Here is a 24,110-nt window from a genome sequence, read left to right on the forward strand (position 1 = left end):
ACCACCAGCCACCGGCCTTGATGTGCATCAACATGACGTCTGGCGGGCAGCAACTATAGTTGTTCCACGCCCACCCTTTTGGAGATCCGACCATGCAAGCCATTCGCAGCATCCTGGTGGTCATCGAGCCCGAGCATTCGGAAAGCCTGGCCCTCAAGCGCGCCAAGCTGATCGCCGGGGTTACCGGCGCGCACCTGCACTTGCTGGTCTGCGACCGGAAACACGAGCACTCGGCGCTGTTGAGCCTGCTCAAGTCCGGTTTGCAGGAGGACGGTTACAGCGTCAGCACGGAGCAGGCGTGGAACGAAAGCCTGCATGACACCATTATCGAGGTGCAGCAGGCTGAAGGCTGCGGGCTGGTGATCAAGCAGCACTTTCCCGACAGCCCGCTGAAAAAAGCGCTGCTGACACCGGCGGACTGGAAGCTGCTGCGCTTCTGCCCGACGCCGGTGTTGCTGGTCAAGACGTCCACGCCTTGGGCGGAGAGAGTGATTCTGGCGGCGATTGATGTGGGCAATACCGATGCCGAGCACCGCTCGCTGCATAATTCGATCATCGATCACGGCTTTGATATCGCCAGCCTGGCGAAGGCGCAGTTGCACGTGATCAGCGCCCACCCATCGCCGATGTTGTCGGCGGCGGACCCGACGTTTCAACTCAAGGAAACCATCGAGGCGCGCTATCGCGAGCAGTGCAAGGCGTTCCAGGCGGAATTCGATGTGGATGACGCACACCTGCATATCGAGGAAGGCCCGGCGGATGTGCTGATTCCCTTCGCGGCGCATAAATGGCAGGCGGCCGTGACCATTATCGGCACCGTGGCGCGCACCGGGATTTCCGGGGCGCTGATCGGCAATACGGCGGAGGTGATACTGGATGCGGTGGAAAGTGATGTGCTGGTGCTCAAGCCGCAGACATTGATGGATCACCTGGAAGAACTGGCGACCAAGGCCTGACGCCGATCCCCCAGACACCCGAGATCCAATGTGGGAGGGGGCTTGCCCCCCCCCACATTTGGATGTGTGTTGTCAGTCAGCGAGCGCATCTTTCAGGAACGCCGGGGCGATATAGCGCTGGTAATGCGCCTCGGACAGGATAAAGAACTCACGGTCGATGGCATCGCGCAGTTCCGGCAAGGCCCAGTCGCGAAACTCCGGCAACAGCACCATACCGTACGCTTCCAGGTTATTGATCACCCGCGCCCCGCGGGCAATCAGCTGGTACGCCCAGCAGTACTCGGACTGGTGCGGCACGAAACGGATCTTGCGCTGCTCCAGTTGGCCGCGCAGGGTCTTGGGGTCGAAAATCTCGAGCTTGCCGGCCATCACCTGCACCAACAGTTGCTCAAGCCGCAGCCAGACCGCGCGTTTTTCTTCTTCGTTATAGCCATTCCACTGGATCACTTCGTGGTGGAAGCGCTTGCAGCCACGGCACACAAGATCGCCGTAAACCGTGGAGCAGAGGCCGACGCAGGGGGTCTTGATGGTTTGGTTGGACATGGGCAACAACACGCAAATCAGCGAAACAGTGCGCCATGTTAGCCCTTTGTCTAAGGTTGTTCACCCAGCAAACTTGGTGATGCAACTTACCTTTAGAAATTTTTTGCCGTAGAATCATCCGGCCTTGTAAGGCGCCAATAATCCGCTGGAAGCTGTTTTCAAAGCGTCACGAGCACAGTCGTTCCTTCAGAACGGTGTTGGCGATGGTTATCACCCGGTAGGTAATAGCCAGCGCCAACCCTCATCAGTTCCGTTCTGCAGGCGTAAAACTTTGAAAGCAGCTTCTGTAAGGAATGCCGGCAGCGCTGGCTTTGCGGCCCAAAAAGCCCCCGAGCGCATGCGTGCCGTTCATTTCTGGATGAGCGTCCCGTGGGACCACTGATGAGGGTAATAACTGTGCTTGAAGCCTACCGCAAACATATCGAAGAGCGTGCAGCACTGGGTATCGTTCCCCAGCCGCTTAACGCCGAACAAACCGCAGGCCTGGTCGAGCTGCTGAAGAATCCTCCGGCTGGCGAAGAAGAATTCCTCGTTGACCTGATCACCAACCGCATTCCACCAGGCGTTGACGAAGCTGCCTACGTCAAGGCCGGTTTCCTGTCTGCCCTGGCCAAGGGCGAAGCCACTTCCCCCCTGATCGACAAGAAACGCGCTGTTGAACTGCTCGGCACCATGCAGGGCGGCTACAACATCGTGACTTTGGTCGAGCTGCTGGACGACGCCGAGCTGGCGCCTGTCGCGGCCGCCCAACTCAAGCACACCCTGCTGATGTTCGACGCGTTCCACGACGTCGCCGAAAAAGCCCGCAACGGCAACGAGCACGCCAAAGGCGTGATCCAGTCCTGGGCTGACGGCGAGTGGTTCCGCAACCGCCCGACCCTGGCCGACAAGATCAGCCTGCGCGTGTTCAAGGTCACCGGCGAAACCAACACCGACGACCTGTCCCCTGCCCCGGACGCCTGGTCCCGCCCTGACATCCCGCTGCACGCCCTGGCCATGCTGAAAATGGCACGTGAAGGCATCGTGCCGGACGAGCAAGGCAAGACCGGCCCGATGAAGCAGATCGAAGAAATGCGCGGCCAAGGCTTCCCGATCGCCTACGTCGGTGACGTGGTCGGTACCGGTTCTTCGCGTAAATCCGCTACCAACTCGGTACTGTGGTTCTTCGGCGACGACGTTCCTTACGTGCCGAACAAGCGCGCCGGCGGCTTCTGCTTCGGCAGCAAGATCGCTCCAATCTTCTACAACACCATGGAAGATGCCGGCGCACTGCCAATCGAATTCGACGTGACCAACATGAACATGGGCGACGTGATCGACCTGTACCCTCATGCTGGCAAAGTCTGCAAACACGGCACCGACGAAGTCCTGACCACCTTCGAAATGAAGACCCCGGTCCTGTTGGACGAAGTTCGCGCCGGTGGCCGTATCCCGCTGATCATCGGCCGTGGCCTGACCGACAAGGCTCGCGCCGAGCTGGGCCTGGGCCCTACCGACTTGTTCAAGCTGCCTGAAGCACCGGTCGACACCGGCAAGGGTTTCACCCTGGCCCAGAAAATGGTCGGCAAGGCGTGCGGCCTGCCGGAAGGAAAAGGCGTTCGTCCAGGTACGTACTGCGAACCGAAGATGACCACCGTGGGTTCCCAGGACACCACCGGTCCTATGACCCGTGACGAACTGAAAGACCTGGCGTGCCTGGGCTTCTCGACCGACCTGGTGATGCAGTCCTTCTGCCACACCGCGGCGTATCCAAAGCCGATCGACGTGACCACCCACCACACCCTGCCTGACTTCATCATGACCCGTGGCGGTGTATCGCTGCGTCCAGGCGACGGCATCATCCACAGCTGGCTGAACCGTATGCTGCTGCCGGATACCGTCGGCACCGGTGGTGACTCCCACACCCGTTTCCCGATGGGCATCTCGTTCCCGGCCGGTTCCGGTCTGGTCGCGTTCGCCGCAGCCACCGGCGTCATGCCGCTGGACATGCCGGAATCGATCCTGGTGCGCTTCAAAGGCAAAATGAAACCTGGCATCACCCTGCGTGACCTGGTTCATGCCATTCCTTACTACGCGATCCAGGCTGGCCTGCTGACCGTAGAGAAGAAAGGCAAGAAAAACGCCTTCTCCGGCCGCATCCTGGAAATCGAAGGCCTGAACGACCTGACGCTGGAGCAGGCTTTCGAGCTCTCCGACGCCTCGGCTGAACGTTCGGCTGCCGGTTGCACCATCAAGCTGTCGAAAGATTCCGTCACCGAGTACCTGAACTCCAACATCACCCTGCTGCGCTGGATGATCGGCGAAGGCTACGGCGATGCACGCACCCTGGAACGTCGCGCCCAAGCGATGGAAGCCTGGGTAGCCAACCCGGAACTGATGGAAGCCGATGCCGACGCGGAATACGCCGAAATCATCGAGATCGACCTGGCCGAAATCAACGAGCCGATCCTCTGCGCACCGAACGACCCGGACGACGCCCGTCTGTTGTCCAGCGTTGCCGGCGAGAAGATCGACGAAGTGTTCATCGGTTCGTGCATGACCAACATCGGTCACTTCCGCGCTGCCGGTAAGCTGCTGGAGCAGGTCAAGGGTCAGCTGCCAACGCGTCTGTGGCTGTCGCCGCCGACCAAGATGGACGCTCACCAGCTGACCGAAGAAGGCTACTACGGCATCTACGGCAAGGCTGGCGCGCGCATGGAAATGCCGGGCTGCTCGCTGTGCATGGGTAACCAGGCACGTGTAGAGCCGAACTCGACCGTGGTATCGACGTCGACCCGTAACTTCCCGAACCGTCTGGGTGATGGCGCGAACGTCTACCTGGCTTCGGCTGAGCTGGCGGCAGTCGCCTCCACCCTGGGTCGCCTGCCGACCGTCGAAGAGTACATGGGCTACGCAGCGAAACTGGACACCATGGCCAGTGACGTCTACCGCTACCTGAACTTCGACCAGATCGCCGAGTTCCGCAAAATCGCAGCAAGCGCCAACATCCCGGTCATTCAAGCTTAACGGTGTGTTGATGTGAAAGACGCCGCGTATCGCAAGGTACGCGGCGTTTTTTTATGCCTGGAATACAAACACACTCAGTTCCGTCACTGACCCACCGCTATCGGGGCAAGCCCCACGCGTCACGCTTTGCTCACCTCAAGCACCAGCTGCACCGCGCCATCGACGCTCAAGCCACTGAGCAGCACATGGGGCGCCAATGCTTCAGGCAACCCCTGCAACACCTCACGGGCCTCATGCCGCACGCGGGCCAGCACCAGGCGCTTGCCCTCCCCGTGCACCTGGGCAAAAAACGCCGCCAGCGCTTCGATGCTGGTGCCGTCGAGGTCCGGCGATTCTTCCAGGCTCAACACCACCGCCTCGACCGGCGACTGACGCATCAGGCGCAAGGCCGCGCCCAGGATGCGCTCGGCATTGGCAAAAAACAGCGCTTCGCTGGGCCGTACGATCAATACCCCCGGCACGGCCAGGGCATCGACATGGTGCTGGCGGTCGACAAAGTCATGGCTGCCACCAAGACGGCCCAGCACTTGAATGTCGGCTGACGACATCTGGCGCAGCATCAACATCACACTGATCGCGACCGCGAGCAGCAAACCATCCAGCACACCCAGCACCAGCACCGCCGTCACCGCACAGATCACCAGCACGCGATCGCGGCGCCACAGGAAATAACGCCCCAACGGCCGCAAGCTCAAGCCTCGACCCAGGGCATAGATGACGACCGCCGCCAGCACCGGCTCCGGCGTGAGCGCAACGTAGGGCAGCACCGTCAGCACGATCAGCAATATCACCAGCGCCGCGACAATCCCCGCCAGGCGCGAATAGGCGCCGGCCGCCTCGTTGGCCGAGGTCGCCGAATATCCGGCACCGGCCGGCATGCCGTGGAACAGACCGGAGACCAGATTGGCCGCGCCCAGCGCCAGCAGGTCACGGTTGGATGACACGCGGTCGCCATGCTTGAGCGCGAACGAACTGATAGAGCCGTAGGACTCTGCGTACAGGATCATCACCAGCGCAAACGCCAATTCCCCGAGGCGCAGCCAGTCGGCAAACGGCAGTACCGGCAAATGCCCCAGCTCCAGGCGCAAGTCGATCATGCCGATCTGCGCCACGCCATAGGCCTGCAGGTCCAGGTACTGCCCGGCAGCAATGCCGAGCACCACGACCACCAGGCCACCGGGCAGGGGCGGGAAGCGTGCGCACAGCCACAACACCAGCAACGCCAGCGCCGCCACCGATGCCGCCGGCCAATTCCAGCGCGGTAGCTGCTCCAGCAACTGCGGCAGAAAACGGATCAGGTTGTTATCGGTCAGGTGCACGCCCACCACACTGGCCAATTGTTTGAGGATGATGGTCAGCGCCAGGCCGAAGGCGAAGCCACGTAACACCGGCTTGGCGATAAACGAGGTGACGCCGCCAAGCTTGAACAGGCCGGCCAACAGGAAAAACACCCCGGTCAGCAACACCAGCCCGAAGGCCAGGGACAGCCTCAGTGCCGGATCATCCCCCGCCAGGCTGGCCGTGGCGGCCGCCAACACCGCTGCCGACGACGAGGTGGCCGAGACAATCGCAAAGCGGCTGGTGCCGAACAGGCCGTAGCACACCAACCCGGCAAACAGCGCGATCACCCCGGCCTGGGGCGGCAGCGCGGCAATACTGGAATAGGCAACGGCCTCCGGCAGCAGCAAACCGGCGATGGATAAGCCGGCCAACACGTCTTGGATGCGGTTCGACGGTACGACAACGGGCGCATCGGTTTCAGTCTTCAATCGGCCCAACCCATCCTGGCAAAAAGCGTGCGTAAGCTTAGCCCTCATTGCCCAGCTGCGGTTGAGCCGCGTCAGCTTTTGCGCAGGCAAAAAAAAGCCGACTCGCGCAGTGCGCGAATCGGCTTGCTTGCGTGAGCCTTGGTTCAGGACAGCAGCGAGTAAATCAATGCAGTAATCGCCACCAGGCCCACCCCCGTGACAAACACGTTGGACGCCTGCCCACGGTACTTAGCCATGGCCGGCACCTTGCGGATCGCGTACATCGGCATCAGGAACAGGATCGATGCAATGATCGGCCCGCCCAGGGTCTGGATCATGCCGAGGATGCTTGGGTTCAGCGTGGCCACGATCCAGCACACCACCAGCATGAAGGCGGCGGTCATGCGGTCGAGGGTCTTGGCGGCCGGGCGGCGACCGCTTTTGAGCACCAGGCCCTTGAGGCCTTCGCTGGCACCGATGTAGTGGCCCAGGAACGACTTGGCAATCGCCACGAACGCGATCAACGGCGCGGCAAACGCGATGGTCGGGTTGTTGAAGTGGTTGGCCAGGTACGACAGGATCGACAGGTTCTGCGCTTTCGCCTCACCCAACTGCGCCGGCGACAGGGTCAGCACGCAGCTGAACACGAAGAACAGCACCATCACCACCATCAACAGGTGCGCGCGGGACAGGATCTGCGAACTGCGTTCATCGGCGTGTTCGCCATACTGGCGCTTCTGGTCGACTGCGAACGCCGAGATGATCGGCGAGTGGTTGAACGAGAACACCATCACCGGAATCGCCAGCCATAGGGTATTGAGCAGGGCCGCAGGCGCCGGGACCACACTCGCAGTGCTGAGGATCCCACCGTTCCAATGCGGGATCAGGTACACCGCGAGGAACAGCAAGGCGACGATAAACGGGTACACCATCATGCTCATGGCCTTGACGATCACCTGTTCACCGCACCGCACCACCGCCAGCAAACCGAAGATCAGCACAAACGCCAGCAGTGCCCGTGGCGGCGGCATGATGTGCAACTGGTGTTCCATAAAGCTGCTGACCGTGTTGGTCAGGGCCACGCTGTAGATCAGCAGGATCGGGAAGATCGCGAAGAAGTACAGCAGCGTGATCAACGCACCGGCCTTGATGCCGAAATGTTCTTCGACCACATCGGTGATGTCGGAACCGGCACGACCGGAGAGTACGAAACGGGTCAGGCCACGGTGGGCAAAGAACGTCATCGGGAACGCCAGCACCGCCAGGATCACCAAGGGCCAGAAGCCGCCCAGGCCGGCGTTGATCGGCAGGAACAAAGTGCCGGCGCCAATGGCGGTGCCGAACAGGCCAAGCATCCAGGTGGTGTCCTGGCGGCTCCAGCTTGTGAGGGTTGCAGGTGTCGTTGCATAGCGTTCGTCGACGCTATTGGCCTGATCATTCATCCGGTCGGATCTCCGCATTTACACGGCCGGGACGAGTCAGAAAAACCTGACAGGCAGCGCCCCGACCATAGAAGGGGCCGGATTGTCCGGGATTCTCGTGAATAAGCAAAGACTTAGCTGAGGAACGGTTGACCGGTGCAGGCGCTCAGGAGCAGCCATAGCCAAGGGTGCCAGGGTGATGCCGCCGGCTTCTTGAATGACTGCCAAGAAGCTTCCAAGAGATCGACTTGAGCGGCTGACTTTAATATTCCTCGTACTTTTTAGAGAAACCTCCTACAGCAAAACCAGATAACTTTCATAGCCAATTAAAATTCAAACCCCCAAACCATTATAATTGTTACACAACCATACATCGCCATTGAGCACACCAGAACCCCGAACTAACATCGCGCCGCCTCAATCGAAAAAAAACAACAACATGCTATTTAAATAACAAGGATTCGAACATGCGAAGACTCACTGTTGTTTTTACTGGTTTGTTAATCACGGGCCTACTTTTCTCGTCCGAAAGTTACGCCAATCAAGCGGCACCTGAACCTGACATTCACGCACTGGCCTCCTCGCCCCAATGGCTGACCACCAAGGTTTATATCGAAGGCGAGCCGGACACCGACGTCAAGGCCAACTACCCCGGCGTGGTCGGTATATCGATGTGGGACCCGCAGCGCAATCGCTATGAGTTCTTCTACACCGATACAGGCCGCTCGAAATACGCCGATGGCGGCGGCGGTTATTTCCTCGTCACCGGCGACAAGCAGACCCATATCCTGGTCCCTGACGTTGGCCCGACCAGAACCATTGTCAGAAGGCTCGAAAAACTCGACAGCAGCGAATTCACCTATTCTCGCGAAGTGCCGCGCGACATGGTCAGCACTAACCCTCCCGTTCGAATTTATGTGGTGCACGCGCCCTACACCGGCCCCATGAAGACAGTCATGTCGAACTAATTAAACATTAATGTTTAGCGATAATATCGAATAACAAGCGAGGCACCTGACAATGAACAAGCGCAAACTCTTAATACCTGCACTGCTGGCCGCAACCCTGTTAACCGGTGTAGCGACTGCACAAACGTCAACAACCCCTCCGGTAAAAAACGCGGCTGCCACGCCGGACAACGCCGTCATGTTGACCGTGTTTCTTAAACACGATCAATCACGCCCGCTGGGCGAGTTGAAAGAACAACTGGCCAAGCAGGCGTTTCACAAAGTATTCCCGCCTGCCGGGGTGGAAGTGGTCAGTTGGAACATCACCATGGGCATCGGGCAAGTCGTCGTGCTGCGCCTGCCGGCGTCGCGGCTGGCAGAAGTCAACCTGGCGATTGAAAACACCGCATGGGGTGTCTACACCACGGAATTCTTCCCCACCTACAATTTCATGCCCATCGCACAAGCAGAGCAGGAAAAGGCACGCCAATGAGCTGTCGGATCAGTCCCTAGGGGCCGTACGAAACACCCTACTATCCGTTGACAGCCGCGCGCGTGACGCAGCATGATCGGGGCCATGAACCTGACTCAGCCATTCCTCACCCGCACCACCACCACGACCGCTCCAGGCGGGTCGTGCGGTTGCCGTGGGTGCTTGAACTAAACACTTCACGGATTCACCCCAAGGCCCCGCCAGCAATGGACGGGGCCTTTTTATTGCTCCGTCGCCTGGCATTCACAAGGAGCAACACCATGACTGACGCCCTATTAATCATCGATATGCAAACCGGCTTGTACGACGCCCCGGACAAACCTTTCGAACGCGAGCGTGTCCTTGCCACCATCAACCAACTGATCGGGCGAGCCCGTGAAGCGAATAGGCCGATCTTCGTCGCCCGCCATACCGGCCCGGAAGGCTCGCCGATAGCAGCAGGCAGCCCTTATTGGCAACTGTGGCACGGGCTGCACGTAGACGAGGCCCGCGACCACCTCTTCAATAAAACCCGCCCCAGTTGCTTCCTGGGCACCAACCTGGCGCAGCAACTGCGCGCCGCAGAGGTCCATCAGTTGGTCATTGTCGGGATGAAAACCCAGTTCTGCATCGACACTACCTGCCGGGTGGCAGCAGAGCTGGGCTTCTCGGTGGTATTGCCTGAAGACGGCCATACCTGCATGGACACCCCGGCATTGAACGCCAAGGCAATTATCGAGCATCACAACGCGACGCTGGCGGGGGCGTTTGCGCGGCGTGTGAAAGCAGCTGACGTCAACTTCTGACAAGGCGATTGACGACAATTCATTTAAATCAGGAACGTTAATCCCAAACCGCCCCACCCAGATAACGCATCTAACTTTGGAGATTTCACCATGACCACTTCCTCCCTGAACCTGTCCAACGCCGGTCAGTTGGTCGACAGCGTATCGTCCTACATTGCCGCTCAAATCGATCCAAAAGAAAAGCCCAAGCCACCGCAGACAGATACGTTCCCGTTCAACGGCATTGAGTATTCCGCCGCGCCCAAACCTCGCAACACCATGATCCCCACACCGCGAATTGGCTAAAGCGCCGTGACTCATCAGGGTGGTGGATCCATGCGATGGGTTCATCGCCCCCTCACCGCGCCTTAAAGCCTCTCACGCCACCGTCACGGGAAATGTCGCATACTCTCTCTTCCATCCTGCCCCTTAGGAAGAGCCGTCTCATGCCCGCAACCGTTCTGGTCCTGGTTGAAACCATCAACGACTACCTGCCGATCATCGAGAGCAACGACTTTCATGTGATTCTGGCGCCAACCCCCTCCGAACGCGCCCAAGCCATCAAGACCCATGGAGGGCAAATCAAGGCCGTGCTCACCCGTGGCCCGCTGGGGCTGTACGCCGAGGAAATCGCCGCCCTGCCGCTGCTGGAGATTATCTGCGTGATCGGTGCCGGCTATGAGCATGTCGACCTGCAGGCCGCCAGCAATCGCGGGATTGTCGTCACCAATGGCGCCGGTGTGAATGCGCCGTCGGTGGCCGACCACGCCATGGCGCTGCTGCTGTCGCTGGTGCGCGGCATTCCCCAGACGGACGCAGCGGTGCGCCGCAACGAATGGCCCAAGGTGATGCGCCCTTCCCTTGGCGGCAAGCAACTGGGCATCCTCGGGCTGGGCGCGGTGGGCCTGGAGATCGCCAAGCGCGCAGCCCTCGGCTTTGGCATGCAAGTGAGCTATCACAACCGCCAGCCGCGCGATGACGTGGACTACACCTACTGCTCCACTGCCGTGGAACTGGCGCGCGCCTCGGACTTCCTGATCCTGGCCACGCCCGGCGGCGCCGGCACGCGCCACTTGATCGACCGCCACGCCCTGGACGCCCTCGGCCCGAACGGTTACCTGGTGAATATCGGCCGTGGCAGCGTGGTGGTCACCGACGACCTGGTCGCCGCCCTTGAGCAACGCCGTATCGGTGGCGCCGCGCTCGACGTGTTCGACGATGAACCCAAGGTGCCGGATGCCCTCAAGCGCTTGAGCAATACCGTGCTCACGTCCCATGTAGCCGGGCTGTCACCGGAAGCCGCCCACGATACCGTGCAGCGTGTGGCCGACAACCTGCTGGAGTACTTCGCCGGCCGTCCGGTGCTCACCCCGGTCGTCCTGCCCCCGCCCGTAAAATGACCAATCAGGCACGCTGATCACCCTTCAACACGCTAACCTATTAAGCCGCCCCGACCTTGTCGCTGGGCGGTGGTGCGCATTAGATTAGGAAATAGTCCGACGCCTTTAGAATAAGCAGAAGGGATAAGCATGGCGCTTAACGACCAATCGACCCAGATTCGCCCAGGCGAAGAACTTGATGCCAACCTGATCGATCCCTACCTCAAGGCCCATATCCCGGGCCTGAGCGGCACGCCCACGATCAGCCAGTTCCCCGGTGGTGCGTCCAACCTCACCTACCTGCTGGAATACCCGGGCCAGGAGTTCGTGCTGCGTCGCCCACCCTTTGGCCACAAGGCCAAGTCCGCCCACGACATGGGCCGCGAATACCGCATTCTCAATCAGCTCAAGGATGGCTTCCCGTATTGCCCCAAGGCCTATGTGCACTGCACCGACGAGTCGGTGATCGGCGCCGAGTTCTATGTGATGGAACGGGTCAACGGCATCATCCTGCGTTCCGACCTGCCCGCCGAACTGGACCTGGATGCCACCCAGACCGAGGCGCTGTGCAAAAGCTTTATCGACAAGTTCGTCGAACTGCACCAGGTCGACTACCGCGCCTGCGGCCTGGCCGACCTGGGCAAGCCGGAAGGTTATGTGGCACGCCAGATCGGCGGCTGGAGCGATCGCTACGAGAAAGCCCTGACCCCCGACGCGCCCAAATGGGAGGCCGTACGCGCCTGGCTCAACGACAAAATGCCCGCCGACCATCCCACCTCGAGCATCGTGCACAACGACTACCGCTTCGATAACGTGATCCTCGACCCGCACAACCCGATGCAGATCATCGGAGTGCTGGATTGGGAACTGACCACCCTCGGCGACCCGCTGATGGACCTGGGCAACACCCTCGCCTACTGGATCGAAGCCGGCGACCCGGCACCGGTACAACTGATGCGCCGCCAACCGAGCAACGCCCCCGGCATGCTCACCCGCCGCCAGTTCGTGGATTACTACGCCGAGCGCTCGGGCATCCAGATCGACAATTTCGACTTCTACTACACCTACGGCCTGTTCCGCCTGGCCGGCATCGTGCAGCAGATCTACTACCGCTTCTTCCACGGCCAGACCCAGGACAAACGCTTTGCGCAGTTCATTCAGATGAACAAGCTGCTGGAGCAGATGAGCCTGAATGTCATCGGTAAATCAGCCCTCTAAGGAATCGCTAATGTCCAAGACCCACCTGTTCGACCTCGACGGCAAGATTGCCTTTGTGTCCGGCGCCAGCCGTGGCATCGGTGAAGCCATCGCCAAGTTGCTGGCCCAGCAAGGCGCCCATGTGATCGTCTCCAGCCGCAAGCTCGAAGGCTGCCAGCATGTGGCGGATGCCATCATCGCCGACGGCGGCAAGGCCACGGCAATTGCCTGTCATATCGGCGAGATGGAGCAGATCACCCAAGTGTTCGCCGGGATTCGCGAGCAGTTCGGCCGCCTGGACATCCTGGTCAACAATGCCGCGACCAACCCGCAGTTCTGCAACGTACTGGACACCGACCTCGGCGCCTTCCAGAAGACCGTGGACGTGAACATTCGTGGCTACTTCTTCATGTCGGTGGAAGCCGGCAAGCTGATGCGTGAGAACGGCGGCGGCAGCATCATCAACGTGGCGTCGATTAACGGTATTTCGCCGGGGGTGTTCCAGGGCATCTACTCGGTGACCAAGGCCGCCGTGATCAACATGACCAAGGTGTTCGCCAAGGAATGCGCCGAGTTCGGCATTCGTTGCAACGCCCTGCTGCCGGGCCTGACCGACACCAAGTTCGCCTCGGCGCTGGTGAAGAACGACGCGATCCTGAAAATGGCCCTGGCGCAGATCCCGCTCAAGCGCGTGGCCGACCCGAGCGAGATGGCCGGCGCGGTGCTGTATTTGGCCAGCGACGCGTCGAGCTACACCACCGGTGTGTCGCTGAATGTGGATGGCGGCTTCCTGTCCTGAGTGCGCCTGGGTTTCTACAAATCGATTTACGCGTAACCTTGGCGCAGATCGATCTGTCTCAGGATGAAACATGGAACTCCACATCGTCATCAACGGGCGCAAGGACCTGGCGGCCCAGCTTTATCAGCAGTTGCGTGAAGCCATCGCCACCGGGCGTCTCTCGGCGGGCGCGCAACTGCCACCCAGCCGCCTGCTGGCCGAGCAATTAGGTGTATCGCGCAAGACCGTATCCGACACCTACGCCACGTTGACCTACGAAGGCCTGCTGGTGGGCAAGATTGGCCGTGGCACCTTCGTCAACGCGTGGGCGCCACAGCCGAATCGCGTGCAGACCGCCACCGACGTAGCCTGCGCCGCCAACCTGGCGAAGTGGCAGTCGCTGCCCTCGCCCATGCGCCATCCCACCCGCGACAGCACGTTGCGCTACGAATTTATCGGCGGCGCCACCAGCCGCAACCAGTTCCCCCAGGACGAATGGCGGCGCTGCACCCAGGACGCGCTGCGGCGCATCGCCCAGAACAGTGGGTTCTACAGCCAGCCCGAAGGATTGCCGGCACTGCGCAGTGCCATTGCCGGGCATATCGCGTTTTCCCGTGGGGTCAAATGCCGCGACAGCGACATCGTGGTCACCAACGGCGCGCAGCAGGCGTTGGATCTGATCGCCCGTGTGGTGCTGGAGCCGGGCAGCATCGTCGCCATGGAAGATCCCGGCTACAGCCCCGCGCGCCAGTTGTTCATGGCGATGGGCGCGCGGGTCATCGGTGTTCCCGTCGATGAGCAAGGCATCCAGGTCGAGCAGATCCCCGATGGCGCACGGCTGATCTACGTCACGCCCTCCCACCAGTTTCCCCTCGGCATGCCCATGAGCCTGTCACGTCGAGAGGCACTGCTGGCGCGTGCCTTCGAGCTCGGTGCGATCATCATCGAGGACGACTACGACAGCGAGTTCCGCTACGAAGGCCGCCCCACCGATTCCCTGCAAAGCATGGACAGCCGTGGCGTGGTCACCTACGTCGGCACCTTCTCTAAAACCCTGCTGCCCGAGCTGCGCTTGGGCTACGCGGTGCTGCCACCGGCGATTTACGGCGCGGTGCTCAAGGCCAAGCAATTGACCGACCAGCACAGCTCCACGTTGCCGCAATGGGCGCTGGCCAAGTTCATCAGTGAAGGCTATTTGCTCAAGCATATTCGCCGCTGCCACACCGTGTACGCCGGGCGCCGCGAGCGCATTTTGCAGCGCCTGGCGGGCGACCTGTCGCCTTGGTTCGAAGCGGTGCCCACCGTGGCCGGGTTCCATATGGCGGCGTTGAGCAAAGTACCGGTGAATATCCCGTTGTTGATGGAACTGGCGCGCCAGGTGGAAGTCGGCCTGTACCCGCTGGATGTGTTCTTCCACGACACGCCGGTGCGCCCGGGCCTGATCATCGGGTTTGGGGCCATCGAGACCCTCGACATCGACCCGGCGCTGGACAAGGTGCGCGATATTCTCCAGCAGATTGGCTAAGGGGTTTTCCGGCGGATTGGTCATTGGTCGCTCGAAAATCCCGGCGTACGGTGGGCAGGTCTCGAACTTCTCGGAAACTTCGCCATGAAACGCCTGCTCGCCACCCCCCTGATGCTCGCCTCGCTCAGCGCCTTTGCCCATGAGCCCGTGTACAACCAGGAATCGATCAAAGTCCTGCAAGAACACGCGCTGACCACTGTGCCCGGCAAGAAAACTCTCATGCTCACCGTCGTCTACGCCCCCGGCCAGGCCAGCGTGCCCCATAGCCATACGGGCACGGCCGTGGCCTACGTGCTCGAAGGCGCGATCACTTCGCGGGTCAATGATGAGAAAGCGAAAACCTACAAGGTCGGCGAATCGTTCTACGAGCCGGCCGGCTCGCGGCATTTCGAATCCAGCAATGCCAGCCAGACCCAGCCGGCCAGGTTGCTGGTGGTGATGGTGCTGGATGACAAGGCCGAGGTGCTGACCCCGCTTCCAAAATGATCAACCGAACCACCAATCAGAGGTGTGGGTGGGGTGCTAAATGTGGGAGGGGCTTGCCCCCGATAGCGGTGAGTCAGCGACTCACGGGCGTTTGAACTGGCGGCGCAGCGCTTCAATCTCTGGGCGGCACGCACACCCTTCAAGGTGATCATTGACCATCCCCATCGCCTGCATCAGCGCATACATCGTGGTCGGCCCGACGAACGTCCAGCCACGTTTCTTCAAGGCCTTGGACAGTCGCACCGAGGCCGGTGAGGTGGGGTTGCCAATCCAGTAAGCCAGGTCCACCACTGCCGGGCGCTCTTCGGGGCCGGGTTCGAATGCCCACAACCACTGCGCCAGCGAGCCGGTCTCTTCCACCAGCTCACACGCCCGGCGGGCGTTGTTGATCGTGGAAACGATCTTCGCCCGATTACGCACGATGCCCGGGTCCTGCATCAGCCGCTCGATATCCGCCTCGCCGTAATGCGCCACCCGGCGAAAATCAAACCCTTCGAACGCGGCGCGAAACTGCTCGCGCTTGCGCAGGATGGTGATCCAGGCCATACCGGCCTGAAAACCTTCCAGGCAAATCTTCTCGTACAGCTGAACATCATCCGCCACCGGCACGCCCCACTCGTGGTCGTGATAACGGGGGTATTCCGGCGCAGCCGTGCGCCAGGTGCAGTGGGTCTGCCCGGTTTCGTCGGTGGTCAGTCCTGGGTTATCCATCCATCACCTCATGTGCCAGGCGGCGGATGATAAGCGAAAAAATTTGTGCGCCGCCAACCGCTCAAGCATCAACCTTCTCGACCAACTGGTCAGACCGCAACCTGCCAACCGGCGAATTATTACTTGTGATTTCAAAAATACCTGGCCTAGACTGGCCACGCACTGGACTTACCGGTATGACCACAACAATTAAGCCCCGGAACCACCGGGGCACCGAATAGAGATCTCTCCCATGCTCAGATGGTGCTCGCGTTCGATTTTCCTGCAAGTCGTGATTGGCCTGATGCTCGGCATCGTGTGCGGCCTGGCCCTTCCCGAATTCTCCTCGCAACTCAAGCCCCTGGGTGACGGCTTTATCAAGCTGATCAAGATGCTGATCGGCCTGATCGTGTTCTGCGTGGTGGTCAGTGGTATTTCCGGGGCCGGCGACTTGAAGAAGGTCGGGCGCATCGGCCTCAAGTCGGTGATCTACTTCGAAGTGCTCACCACCATCGCCCTGGTGATCGGCCTGATCATGGCCTTCAGCACCGGGATCGGCACGGGCGCCAATATCCATCTGGAACAGCTGTCCTCCGCCGGCCTCAATGAACTGGCCGACAAGGGTCAGCACATCAAGGGCACCAGCCAGTTCCTGATGGACCTGATTCCCAACTCGGTGATCGGCGCCTTTGCCGACAACAATGTGCTGCAAGTGCTGCTGTTTTCGGTACTGTTCGGCAGCGCGTTGAACCTGGTGGGCGAAGCGGCTTCCGGTATCACTCGGCTGATCAATGAACTGAGCCACGTGATTTTCCGCATCATGGGCATGATCGTGCGCCTGGCGCCCATCGGCGTGTTTGGTGCGATCGCCTTCACCACCAGCACCTACGGGCTGGACTCCCTGCAACACTTGGGGAGCCTGGTGGGCCTGTTCTACCTGACCTGCTTCGCCTTCGTCGCACTGATCCTCGGCGTAGTGATGCGCGTGTCTGGGCTGCGCATGCTGCCGCTGCTCAAGTACCTGCGCGAAGAGTTGCTGATCGTGATGGGCACCGCCTCCTCCGATGCCGTGCTGCCGCAGGTCATGCGCAAACTCGAACACCTGGGCATTGGCAGCTCCACCGTGGGCCTGGTGATTCCCACCGGGTATTCATTCAACCTCGACGGTTTCTCGATCTACCTGACCCTGGCCATCGTGTTTATCGCCAACGCCACCGGTACACCGCTGTCGATGACCGACCTGATGACCATCCTGCTGGTGTCGTTGATCACCTCCAAGGGCGCCCATGGGATTCCCGGCTCGGCGCTGGTGATCCTGGCGGCAACGCTCACGGCGATCCCGGCGATTCCGGTGGTCGGTTTGGTGCTGGTATTGGCAGTGGATTGGTTCATGGGCATCGGTCGCGCCTTGACCAACCTGATCGGCAACTGCGTGGCCACCGTGGCCATTGCCCGCTGGGAAAAAGACATCGATATCCAACGCGCCAACAAGGTGCTCGACGGCCAGCAAGGCTATGCCTTCCAGGCCAAGAAGCCGGTAGTGCCGGCGCACCAGGAGTTCTAACGCTGTCTCATGGGCAACACTGGCTAATGTGGGAGGGGGCTTGCCCCCGATGAGGACGGTCAGTTGATCTATCTGTAACTGATCCACCGCCATCGAGGGCAAGCCCCCTCCCACATGACTGTATTAGCAACATTAAGGAAGTATCGACGTGATCAGCACCTCAACCGTCGTCAATTCAGTCGTAGAAAAACTCCGCGCCGCCCTGGCGCGGGGTCAGTGGCGCCGGGGCGAAATGTTGCCCGGCCAGCGCGAACTGGCCGAACAGATGGGCATCAGCCGCCCCAGCCTGCGTGAAGCGGTCATCGTGCTCGAAACCCTCGGCCTGGTGCGCTCCATGCCCGGCAAAGGCGTGGTTGTGCTGGAAACCAGCGTCAGCGAACCGCAATCGAGCGACGCCGTGGCCGACGCCAGTCTCGAAGACATCCTTCAACTGCGCTACACCCTCGAACCCTTTATCGTCGGCCTGGTGGCCCAGTCCATCAGCAGCAAGGAAGTCGGCCAATTGCGCCTGACCCTGATGGACATGCGCGAGGCCCTGGATGCCGGTGACGCCGAAGCCGGCATGAACGCCTACCTCGATTTTCACGAAGAACTGTTCGCGCTCACCTCCAACCCGATCTTCCAGAACGTGGTTCAGCAAACCAGCAACGCCCTCAAGCAAAGCGCCCAGGTACTGCGCAACTCCCCCGAGCACCTGGCGGAACGCCTGCAGGAAAATGAAGCGGTGGTCCGCGCCATCCGCAACAAGAACAGCGCCCTGGCCAGCGCCGAGATGCGTCGGCACATCCTCCAGGAAGGCCTGCGCATGGGCATTCACTTGAACATCCCGGACGACCACCTGGGCAGTTGATTTTTTGGAGACCGGCCATGACCGCTCACGCCCTGCAACACGACCCCTTCCTGCCGACCCTGCGCCTGGTGGCCGGTAAAAAGCCTTCGGTGGATGACATCTACCCACGGTTGTTCGACGCGATCCTCGAACAACGCATCGCCCCGTCCAGTCGCTTTACCGAAGAAGGCCTGGGCGAAAGCTTTGGCGTCAGTCGCAGCGTGATTCGTCGGGTGCTGGCCAAGCTGTCCCATCAGCAAGTGGTCATTCTGCGTCCCAACCAGAGGGCCCAGGTGGCGGCGCCGGATGCCCAGCAGGCGCGGCAGATCCTGGAAGCACGGCGCATGACCGAAATCACGGTGGTGCAATTGGCCTGCGCCCAGGCAACATCCGCGCATATACGCAAGCTGCGCGAGCTGATAGCACGGGAACGCGACTGTATTGAACGCAACCAGCGAGGGCCGGCGATTCGATTGTCAGGGGAGTTTCACCTGCAATTGGCGCAGATGGCGGGCAACGCGCCGTTGGCGCAGTTCATCAACAGCCTGGTGCCGTTGACGTCGTTGATCATTGCCCAATTCGAAGCAAAAGCCTGCACGTATTGCGCGTGGCAGGAGCATGTGGCGATTGTGGATGCGATTGAACAACGCGACTCAAGCACCGCAGTGGCCCTGATGACTCAGCACCTGGATCACCTGGAAAGCAAATTACTCAAACACCACTGATATCCAGATAAGTAAATATCCAAATGTGGGAGGGGGCTTGCCCCCTCCCACATTGGTTTCACCCAGGCATCAAGCCGGTTGCAGCACCGACTGACCACTCAACGCCAAGTCCAGCAACTCACGGTTGGCCACCGCGTACATGGCGTAGTCCGTGCCGACCGCAGCACGAATTTCCACCATCATTGCGACCCAACGATCAGCCATGTCCTTGTGCTGCTCAAGCCACAGGGCCACGCGGGCTTCCATGTCTTGTGGCGCGTCGGCCATTTGCAGGACGGAAATGGTGATCGCCCGTTGCTGCCAGTCCACATCGTCGCGGAACGCTTCACGAGCCTGGGCCTGCCAGTTGTTGGCCACGGGCAGATCGCTGATCTGCTGCAGGTACCACGGCAGGTCCAGGGCGCTGCCGACGGCGAAGTAGGCCCTGGCCACTTCGGCGGCGTCGTGCCCGGTGACGTCGGCGGCTTCGATGATCGGCAGCAAGGTGTACAGGTGAGTAGTGCCTGCAACCATGCGCGCCAACAACTCCGGTACACCGGCTTCGGTGTAGGCCTGGTAGCGGGTCTGCCAGCCTTCGCGGGTCGGACCTTCCAGCAGTTCGTCGAGCTTGAGGCCCAACGCAGCCAGGTGCGGACCGAAGTGCGCGGTGTCACGGCCGGCGTCCTGCTCGTTGCGACGGCTGCGCAGGAACCAGCGCGTGGCGCGACGGCCCAGGCGCATCAGCTCATCCATCAACTGCAATTGCACGTCAGCGGAGACCTGGTGGTCCAGGGCTTCGATCTGACGGAACCAGTGCGGGAGGTGGAAGATGTCGCGCACGATCACATAAGCACCAGCCACGTTCGCCGGGCTCATGCCGGTCGACTCCTTGAGTCGCTGAACGAAGGTGATGCCCATGTGGTTGACCAGGTCGTTGGCGATCTGGGTGCTGACGATCTCGCGCTTCAGGCGATGGCGGCGCATGGCCTCGCCGAACTTGGCCACCAGGCTCGGTGGGAACGCAGTCTCCATGTCACGGGTGAGGTATTCGTCATCCGGTACCAGCGACTTGAGCAGCGCTTCCTTGAGGTCGATCTTGCTGTAGGAAATCAGCACCGACAGCTCCGGACGGGTCAGGCCCTTGCCGGTCGCGGCGCGCTCGGTGAGCTGCTCCTCGGTCGGCAGGTACTCGATGGCGCGGTCCAGCTTGCCACGGCCTTCCAGGTCGCTCATCAGGCGCTTGTACTCGGCAGCACGCTCGTAGGCACGGCGTGCAGCCAGGGACAGGGCCTGGGTCTGCTTGTAGTTGTTGCCCAACACCAGGCTGCCGACTTCGTCGGTCATGCTCGCCAGCAACTGGTTGCGTTGCTTGTCGGTCATGTCACCGGCCTGCACCACTTCGTTGAGCAGGATCTTGATGTTCACTTCGTGGTCGGAGCAGTCCACACCACCGGCGTTGTCGATGAAGTCGGTGTTGGAGCCGCCGCCATTGAGGCCGAACTCCACACGACCCAGCTGGGTCATGCCGAGGTTACCGCCCTCGCCCACTACCTTGCAGCGCAACTCGTTGCCGTTGACGCGCAGCGCGTCGTTGGCCTTGTCGCCTACATCGGCATGGCTTTCGGTACTGGCCTTGACGTAGGTACCGATACCGCCGTTCCACAACAGGTCCACCGGCGCCTTGAGCAAGGCGTTCAGCAGTTCGGTCGGGGTCAGCTTGTCGGCCGAAATGTCGAAGCGTTCCTTCATCTGTGGCGAGATGGCAATGCTCTTCGCGCTGCGCGAGAAGATACCGCCGCCTTCGGACATGATGCTGGTGTCGTAGTCGGTCCAGGCCGAACGCGGCAGCTCGAACATGCGCTGGCGCTCGACGAAGCTGGTGGCCGGGTTCGGGTTCGGGTCGATGAAGATATGCAGGTGGTTGAAGGCCGCGACCAGTTGCAGCTTGTCGGACATCAACAAGCCGTTACCGAACACGTCACCGGCCATATCGCCGACGCCCACCACGGTGATGCTGTCTTCCTGCACGTTGATGCCGCGCTCACGGAAGTGACGCTGCACACCGACCCACGCGCCCTTGGCGGTGATGCCCATTTTCTTGTGGTCGTAACCGGCGGAACCACCGGAGGCGAACGCATCGCCCAGCCAGAAGCCATAGTCGATGGCGATGCCGTTGGCGATGTCGGAGAAGGTCGCCGTGCCCTTGTCCGCTGCCACCACCAGGTACGGGTCATCGTCGTCATGGCGCACGACGTTGGCCGGCGGCACCAGGGCGCCGTCCTTGAGGTTGTCGGTGATGTCCAACAGGCCGGAAATGAAGATGCGGTAGCAGGCGATGCCCTCGGCCGCGATCTCGTCACGGCTGCCGCCCAGTGGCAGGCGACGCGGCAGGAAGCCGCCCTTGGCGCCCACCGGCACGATCACCGAGTTCTTCACTTGCTGGGCTTTTACCAGGCCGAGCACTTCGGTACGGAAGTCTTCTTCACGGTCGGACCAGCGCAGGCCGCCACGGGCAACGTTGCCAAAGCGCAGGTGCACGCCTTCGACACGCGGCGAGTAGACGAAGATTTCAAACTTCGGCACCGGCTTGGGCAGCTCGGGGATGGCGCGCGGGTCGAACTTGAAGCTGAAGTACGACTTGTTCTGGCCGTTGGCGTCGGTCTGGTAGAAGTTGGTGCGCAGGGTGGCCTTGATCAGGTCCAGGTAGCGACGCAGGATGCGGTCTTCGTTGAGCACCTGGACGTCGTCCAGGGCCGTGAGAATCGCTTGTTCCAGGCGTTGCTGCTTGTCTTCCAGGTCATCGGCGGTGAGCTTGCGCGCCAGGTAGAAGCGGGTCTTGAACAACCGGGTCAACTCGCGGGCGATGTCGGTGTGGTTGTTCAGGGTGCTGGCGATGTAGCCGAGGTCGAAGCCCAGGCGGATCTGCTTCAGGTAACGGGCGTAGGCACGCAGCAGCGCGACGTCGCGCCATGGCAGGCCGGCGGTGAGCACCAGGCGGTTGAACGCATCGTTTTCGGCGTCGCCATGCACGATGTGCACGAACGCGTCCTGCAGGGTGTCGTTGAGCTGCTGGATATCCAGGTTCACGCCTTCGGCGGCGATGAACGCGAAATCATGGATCCAGAACTCGCGGCCGTTGGCATGGCGCAGGCGGTACGGGAATTCACCCAGCACGCGCAGGCCAAGGTTTTCCAGGATCGGCAACACGTCGGACAGCGCCAGCGGGGTATCCGCGTGGTAAAGCTTGCAATGCAGCTCACGCTGGCCGGACACCTGGCCCAGCGGCTGATAGAAGCTCATCACCAGCGGATTGGCTTCGGTGAGGCTGAGCAGGTGCTGCATGTCGACCACAGCCGAATGCGCAGCGAAGCGCTCGCGGTAACCGGCCGGGAAGCCTTTCGGAAAATCCGCCAGCACGTTGGTGCCGTGGGCTTCGCCGAAGCTTTCCACTACCAGGCTGGAGTAGTCGTCCTGCCAACTGCGGCAGGCCTGCACCACTTCTTTTTCCAGTTGCAGCGTGTCGATGTCTAGGCGGTTCTTCGGGTCGACCCGCAGAATCAGCTGCACGCGCGCCAGCACGGATTCGGAGAAGAAGGTCCAGAATTCGCAGTCCGAGGCTTTCAGGCGATCCATCAGCACTTGCTGGATCTTCTGGCGCACTTCGGTGGAATAGATGTCGCGCGGCACGTAGGCCAGGCAGTAGCAGAAACGACCGTACGGGTCTTTGCGCAGGAACACGCGGATCTTGTTGCGTTCCTGGATCTGCACGATCGACATCACGGTGCTGAACAGCTCGTCGACCGGGGTCTGGAACAGGTCGTCACGGGGCAGCACTTCAACGACCTGGGCAAGCTCCTTGCCCAGGTGCGCCTTGGCCTGGAAGCCCGAACGGCGTTCGATCTCCGCGACCTTGCGGCGGATATAAGGGATGACGCGCACGCTTTCGCCATACACCGAAGAGGTGTAGAGGCCCATGAAGCGGCATTCCTTGATCACCTTGCCGTCGGCATCGATCTGGCGGATCGACACATAGTCCGGGTAAGCCGGGCGGTGGACGCGGCTTGGGTGCGCGGCCTTGGCGAACGACAGCACGGTCGGCTCGCGCAGGTACGACACGGCGTAGTCTTCGATGCGCAGGTCGTCGGCGGTCAGGCCGGCGCGCAGCAGTTTGGTCAGACCGAGGAACGAGCTGGCGTCATATTCGATATGACCGCCTTCCGCCTCGTCACGTACCACAAACTCTTCATAGCCGAGGAAGGTGAAGTGGTTGCCCACCAGCCATTCCAGGAAGTTCTTGATCTCGGCTTTCTCTTCGCCGTCGATGCCGAACGGGCTGGCGTCGATACCGTCGAGCAGCTCCTGGACCTTGGCCTTCATCGGTTCGAAATCGGCCACGGCCACGCGCACTTCGCCCAGTACCTGCTCAAGCTCTTTGCTCAGCACGTTGAGTTCGGCAGCGTTGGCACAGCGGTCGATTTCCAGGTACATCAGCGATTCTTGCTGGATGCCTTCGCCCTGGGTGCCCTTGGGCAGGATTTCCAGCAACTCGCCCTTGCTGCCACGGCGCGCGCTGAGCACGGTGGTCTGCAGGGTGTGGATGCTGTAGCCACGGCGGTTCAGCTCGGTGCGTACCGAGTCCACCAGGAATGGCAGGTCATGGTGCAGCACTTCGACCGCGGTGTGGGTCGATTGCCAGCCATGACGTTCGTAATCGGGGTTGTAGACCCGCACTTGCGGTTGGGTGTGATCAAAGCGCTCAAGCAGGCGCCAGGCAGACAGGGTGCAACCGGCCAGGTCGGAAAGGCGACGCTGGGTCAGTTCATCCAGGGAAATGATGCCGAAGAATTGTTCAGCGAACAGCGCCACTTGTGGCAGTGCCTGTTCACTGATGTGCTGCGCCAGTGCCGCTTGCAGTTGATGCTGGAAGTCGGCCTTGCTGGCTGCGGTGAAGAACGCCATCTGTGGTACTCCGCTTGGGCTTGTTATTGATGGAAGCGTCGCGTGTTATCCCCTGGTGGGGAGACCGTCAACTCTGTTCGCAGGTAACGAGTTAAGCACCATAAACGAATCAGGGTGACAG

The 24,110-nt window shown here is 61.0% G+C and carries 19 protein-coding genes; 14 read left to right on the top strand and 5 right to left on the bottom strand.

The genetic code is table 11. The features are described 5' to 3' along the window. Positions 1-92 precede the first annotated feature (92 nt). The gene (locus HDC32_RS03230; protein ID WP_131696067.1) at positions 93-956 is read left to right on the top strand and encodes a universal stress protein; all 864 of its coding nucleotides are present in this window, start codon (positions 93-95) and stop codon (positions 954-956) included. A 72-nt stretch (positions 957-1,028) separates the two neighbouring features. Here the strand turns inward: HDC32_RS03230 and HDC32_RS03235 are convergent, their stop codons facing one another. Next, a complete protein-coding gene (locus tag HDC32_RS03235; RefSeq protein ID WP_131696066.1) occupies positions 1,029-1,499 on the bottom strand; it encodes a DUF1289 domain-containing protein in 471 nt (156 codons plus the stop codon). Positions 1,500-1,895: 396 nt separating this feature from the next. Between HDC32_RS03235 and acnB the strand changes: the two genes are divergently transcribed. Then, positions 1,896-4,505 (top strand): bifunctional aconitate hydratase 2/2-methylisocitrate dehydratase, encoded by a 2,610-nt coding sequence (gene acnB / locus HDC32_RS03240; protein ID WP_131696636.1) that lies wholly within the window; start codon positions 1,896-1,898, stop codon positions 4,503-4,505. Positions 4,506-4,624: 119 nt separating this feature from the next. Here acnB and HDC32_RS03245 read toward each other — a convergent pair whose 3' ends face one another. Then, positions 4,625-6,274, bottom strand: a complete 1,650-nt coding sequence (locus tag HDC32_RS03245) for a SulP family inorganic anion transporter (protein ID WP_184742488.1) — start codon at positions 6,272-6,274, stop codon at positions 4,625-4,627. Between the two features lie 143 nt (positions 6,275-6,417). Next, on the bottom strand, positions 6,418-7,695 hold the full coding sequence (locus tag HDC32_RS03250; protein ID WP_184742490.1) for a serine/threonine transporter: 1,278 nt from the start codon (positions 7,693-7,695) through the stop codon (positions 6,418-6,420). Between the two features lie 446 nt (positions 7,696-8,141). On the opposite strand from HDC32_RS03250, the gene HDC32_RS03255 reads away from it, so the two are divergent. The 9 genes from HDC32_RS03255 to HDC32_RS03295 all read left to right on the top strand — a co-directional run bounded on the left by HDC32_RS03255 (position 8,142) and on the right by HDC32_RS03295 (position 15,243). Then, entirely contained in the window at positions 8,142-8,642 is a 501-nt protein-coding gene (locus HDC32_RS03255) for a DUF4822 domain-containing protein (protein ID WP_131700597.1), read from the top strand. Between the two features lie 52 nt (positions 8,643-8,694). Continuing rightward, on the top strand, positions 8,695-9,114 hold the full coding sequence (locus HDC32_RS03260; protein ID WP_131700596.1) for a hypothetical protein: 420 nt from the start codon (positions 8,695-8,697) through the stop codon (positions 9,112-9,114). 260 nt (positions 9,115-9,374) lie between these two features. Beyond that, the gene (locus HDC32_RS03265) at positions 9,375-9,899 is read left to right on the top strand and encodes a cysteine hydrolase family protein (RefSeq protein WP_131700595.1); all 525 of its coding nucleotides are present in this window, start codon (positions 9,375-9,377) and stop codon (positions 9,897-9,899) included. Between the two features lie 90 nt (positions 9,900-9,989). Continuing rightward, positions 9,990-10,184 (top strand): hypothetical protein, encoded by a 195-nt coding sequence (locus HDC32_RS03270; RefSeq protein WP_131700594.1) that lies wholly within the window; start codon positions 9,990-9,992, stop codon positions 10,182-10,184. Positions 10,185-10,324: 140 nt separating this feature from the next. Next, positions 10,325-11,278, top strand: coding sequence for a 2-hydroxyacid dehydrogenase (locus HDC32_RS03275; protein WP_184742492.1), 954 nt, complete (start codon positions 10,325-10,327; stop codon positions 11,276-11,278). Positions 11,279-11,407: 129 nt separating this feature from the next. After that, positions 11,408-12,475, top strand: coding sequence for a phosphotransferase family protein (locus HDC32_RS03280; protein ID WP_184742494.1), 1,068 nt, complete (start codon positions 11,408-11,410; stop codon positions 12,473-12,475). 10 nt (positions 12,476-12,485) lie between these two features. Beyond that, complete coding sequence (locus tag HDC32_RS03285) at positions 12,486-13,253, top strand: SDR family oxidoreductase (RefSeq protein WP_027608558.1); 768 nt, start codon at positions 12,486-12,488, stop codon at positions 13,251-13,253. A 70-nt stretch (positions 13,254-13,323) separates the two neighbouring features. Next, the gene (locus HDC32_RS03290) at positions 13,324-14,757 is read left to right on the top strand and encodes a PLP-dependent aminotransferase family protein (RefSeq protein WP_131700591.1); all 1,434 of its coding nucleotides are present in this window, start codon (positions 13,324-13,326) and stop codon (positions 14,755-14,757) included. A gap of 84 nt (positions 14,758-14,841) precedes the next feature. Then, positions 14,842-15,243: a cupin domain-containing protein gene (locus tag HDC32_RS03295; RefSeq protein ID WP_184742496.1), complete on the top strand. Its 402-nt coding sequence runs from the start codon at positions 14,842-14,844 to the stop codon at positions 15,241-15,243. Positions 15,244-15,324: 81 nt separating this feature from the next. Here HDC32_RS03295 and HDC32_RS03300 read toward each other — a convergent pair whose 3' ends face one another. Continuing rightward, the gene (locus HDC32_RS03300; RefSeq protein WP_145337558.1) at positions 15,325-15,954 is read right to left on the bottom strand and encodes a DNA-3-methyladenine glycosylase I; all 630 of its coding nucleotides are present in this window, start codon (positions 15,952-15,954) and stop codon (positions 15,325-15,327) included. Between the two features lie 232 nt (positions 15,955-16,186). Between HDC32_RS03300 and HDC32_RS03305 the strand changes: the two genes are divergently transcribed. From HDC32_RS03305 to HDC32_RS03315, 3 genes are all read left to right on the top strand, one after another. Continuing rightward, positions 16,187-17,497: a C4-dicarboxylate transporter DctA gene (locus tag HDC32_RS03305; RefSeq protein ID WP_131700588.1), complete on the top strand. Its 1,311-nt coding sequence runs from the start codon at positions 16,187-16,189 to the stop codon at positions 17,495-17,497. 148 nt (positions 17,498-17,645) lie between these two features. After that, the gene (locus HDC32_RS03310) at positions 17,646-18,347 is read left to right on the top strand and encodes a FadR/GntR family transcriptional regulator (protein WP_131700587.1); all 702 of its coding nucleotides are present in this window, start codon (positions 17,646-17,648) and stop codon (positions 18,345-18,347) included. Positions 18,348-18,364: 17 nt separating this feature from the next. Continuing rightward, complete coding sequence (locus tag HDC32_RS03315; protein WP_184742498.1) at positions 18,365-19,051, top strand: GntR family transcriptional regulator; 687 nt, start codon at positions 18,365-18,367, stop codon at positions 19,049-19,051. A 69-nt stretch (positions 19,052-19,120) separates the two neighbouring features. On the opposite strand, the gene HDC32_RS03320 is transcribed toward HDC32_RS03315, so the two are convergent. Continuing rightward, complete coding sequence (locus tag HDC32_RS03320; protein WP_131700585.1) at positions 19,121-23,989, bottom strand: NAD-glutamate dehydrogenase; 4,869 nt, start codon at positions 23,987-23,989, stop codon at positions 19,121-19,123. Positions 23,990-24,110 lie beyond the last annotated feature (121 nt).

This window comes from Pseudomonas sp. JAI120 (genome assembly GCF_014207255.1).
Lineage (GTDB): Bacteria > Pseudomonadota > Gammaproteobacteria > Pseudomonadales > Pseudomonadaceae > Aquipseudomonas.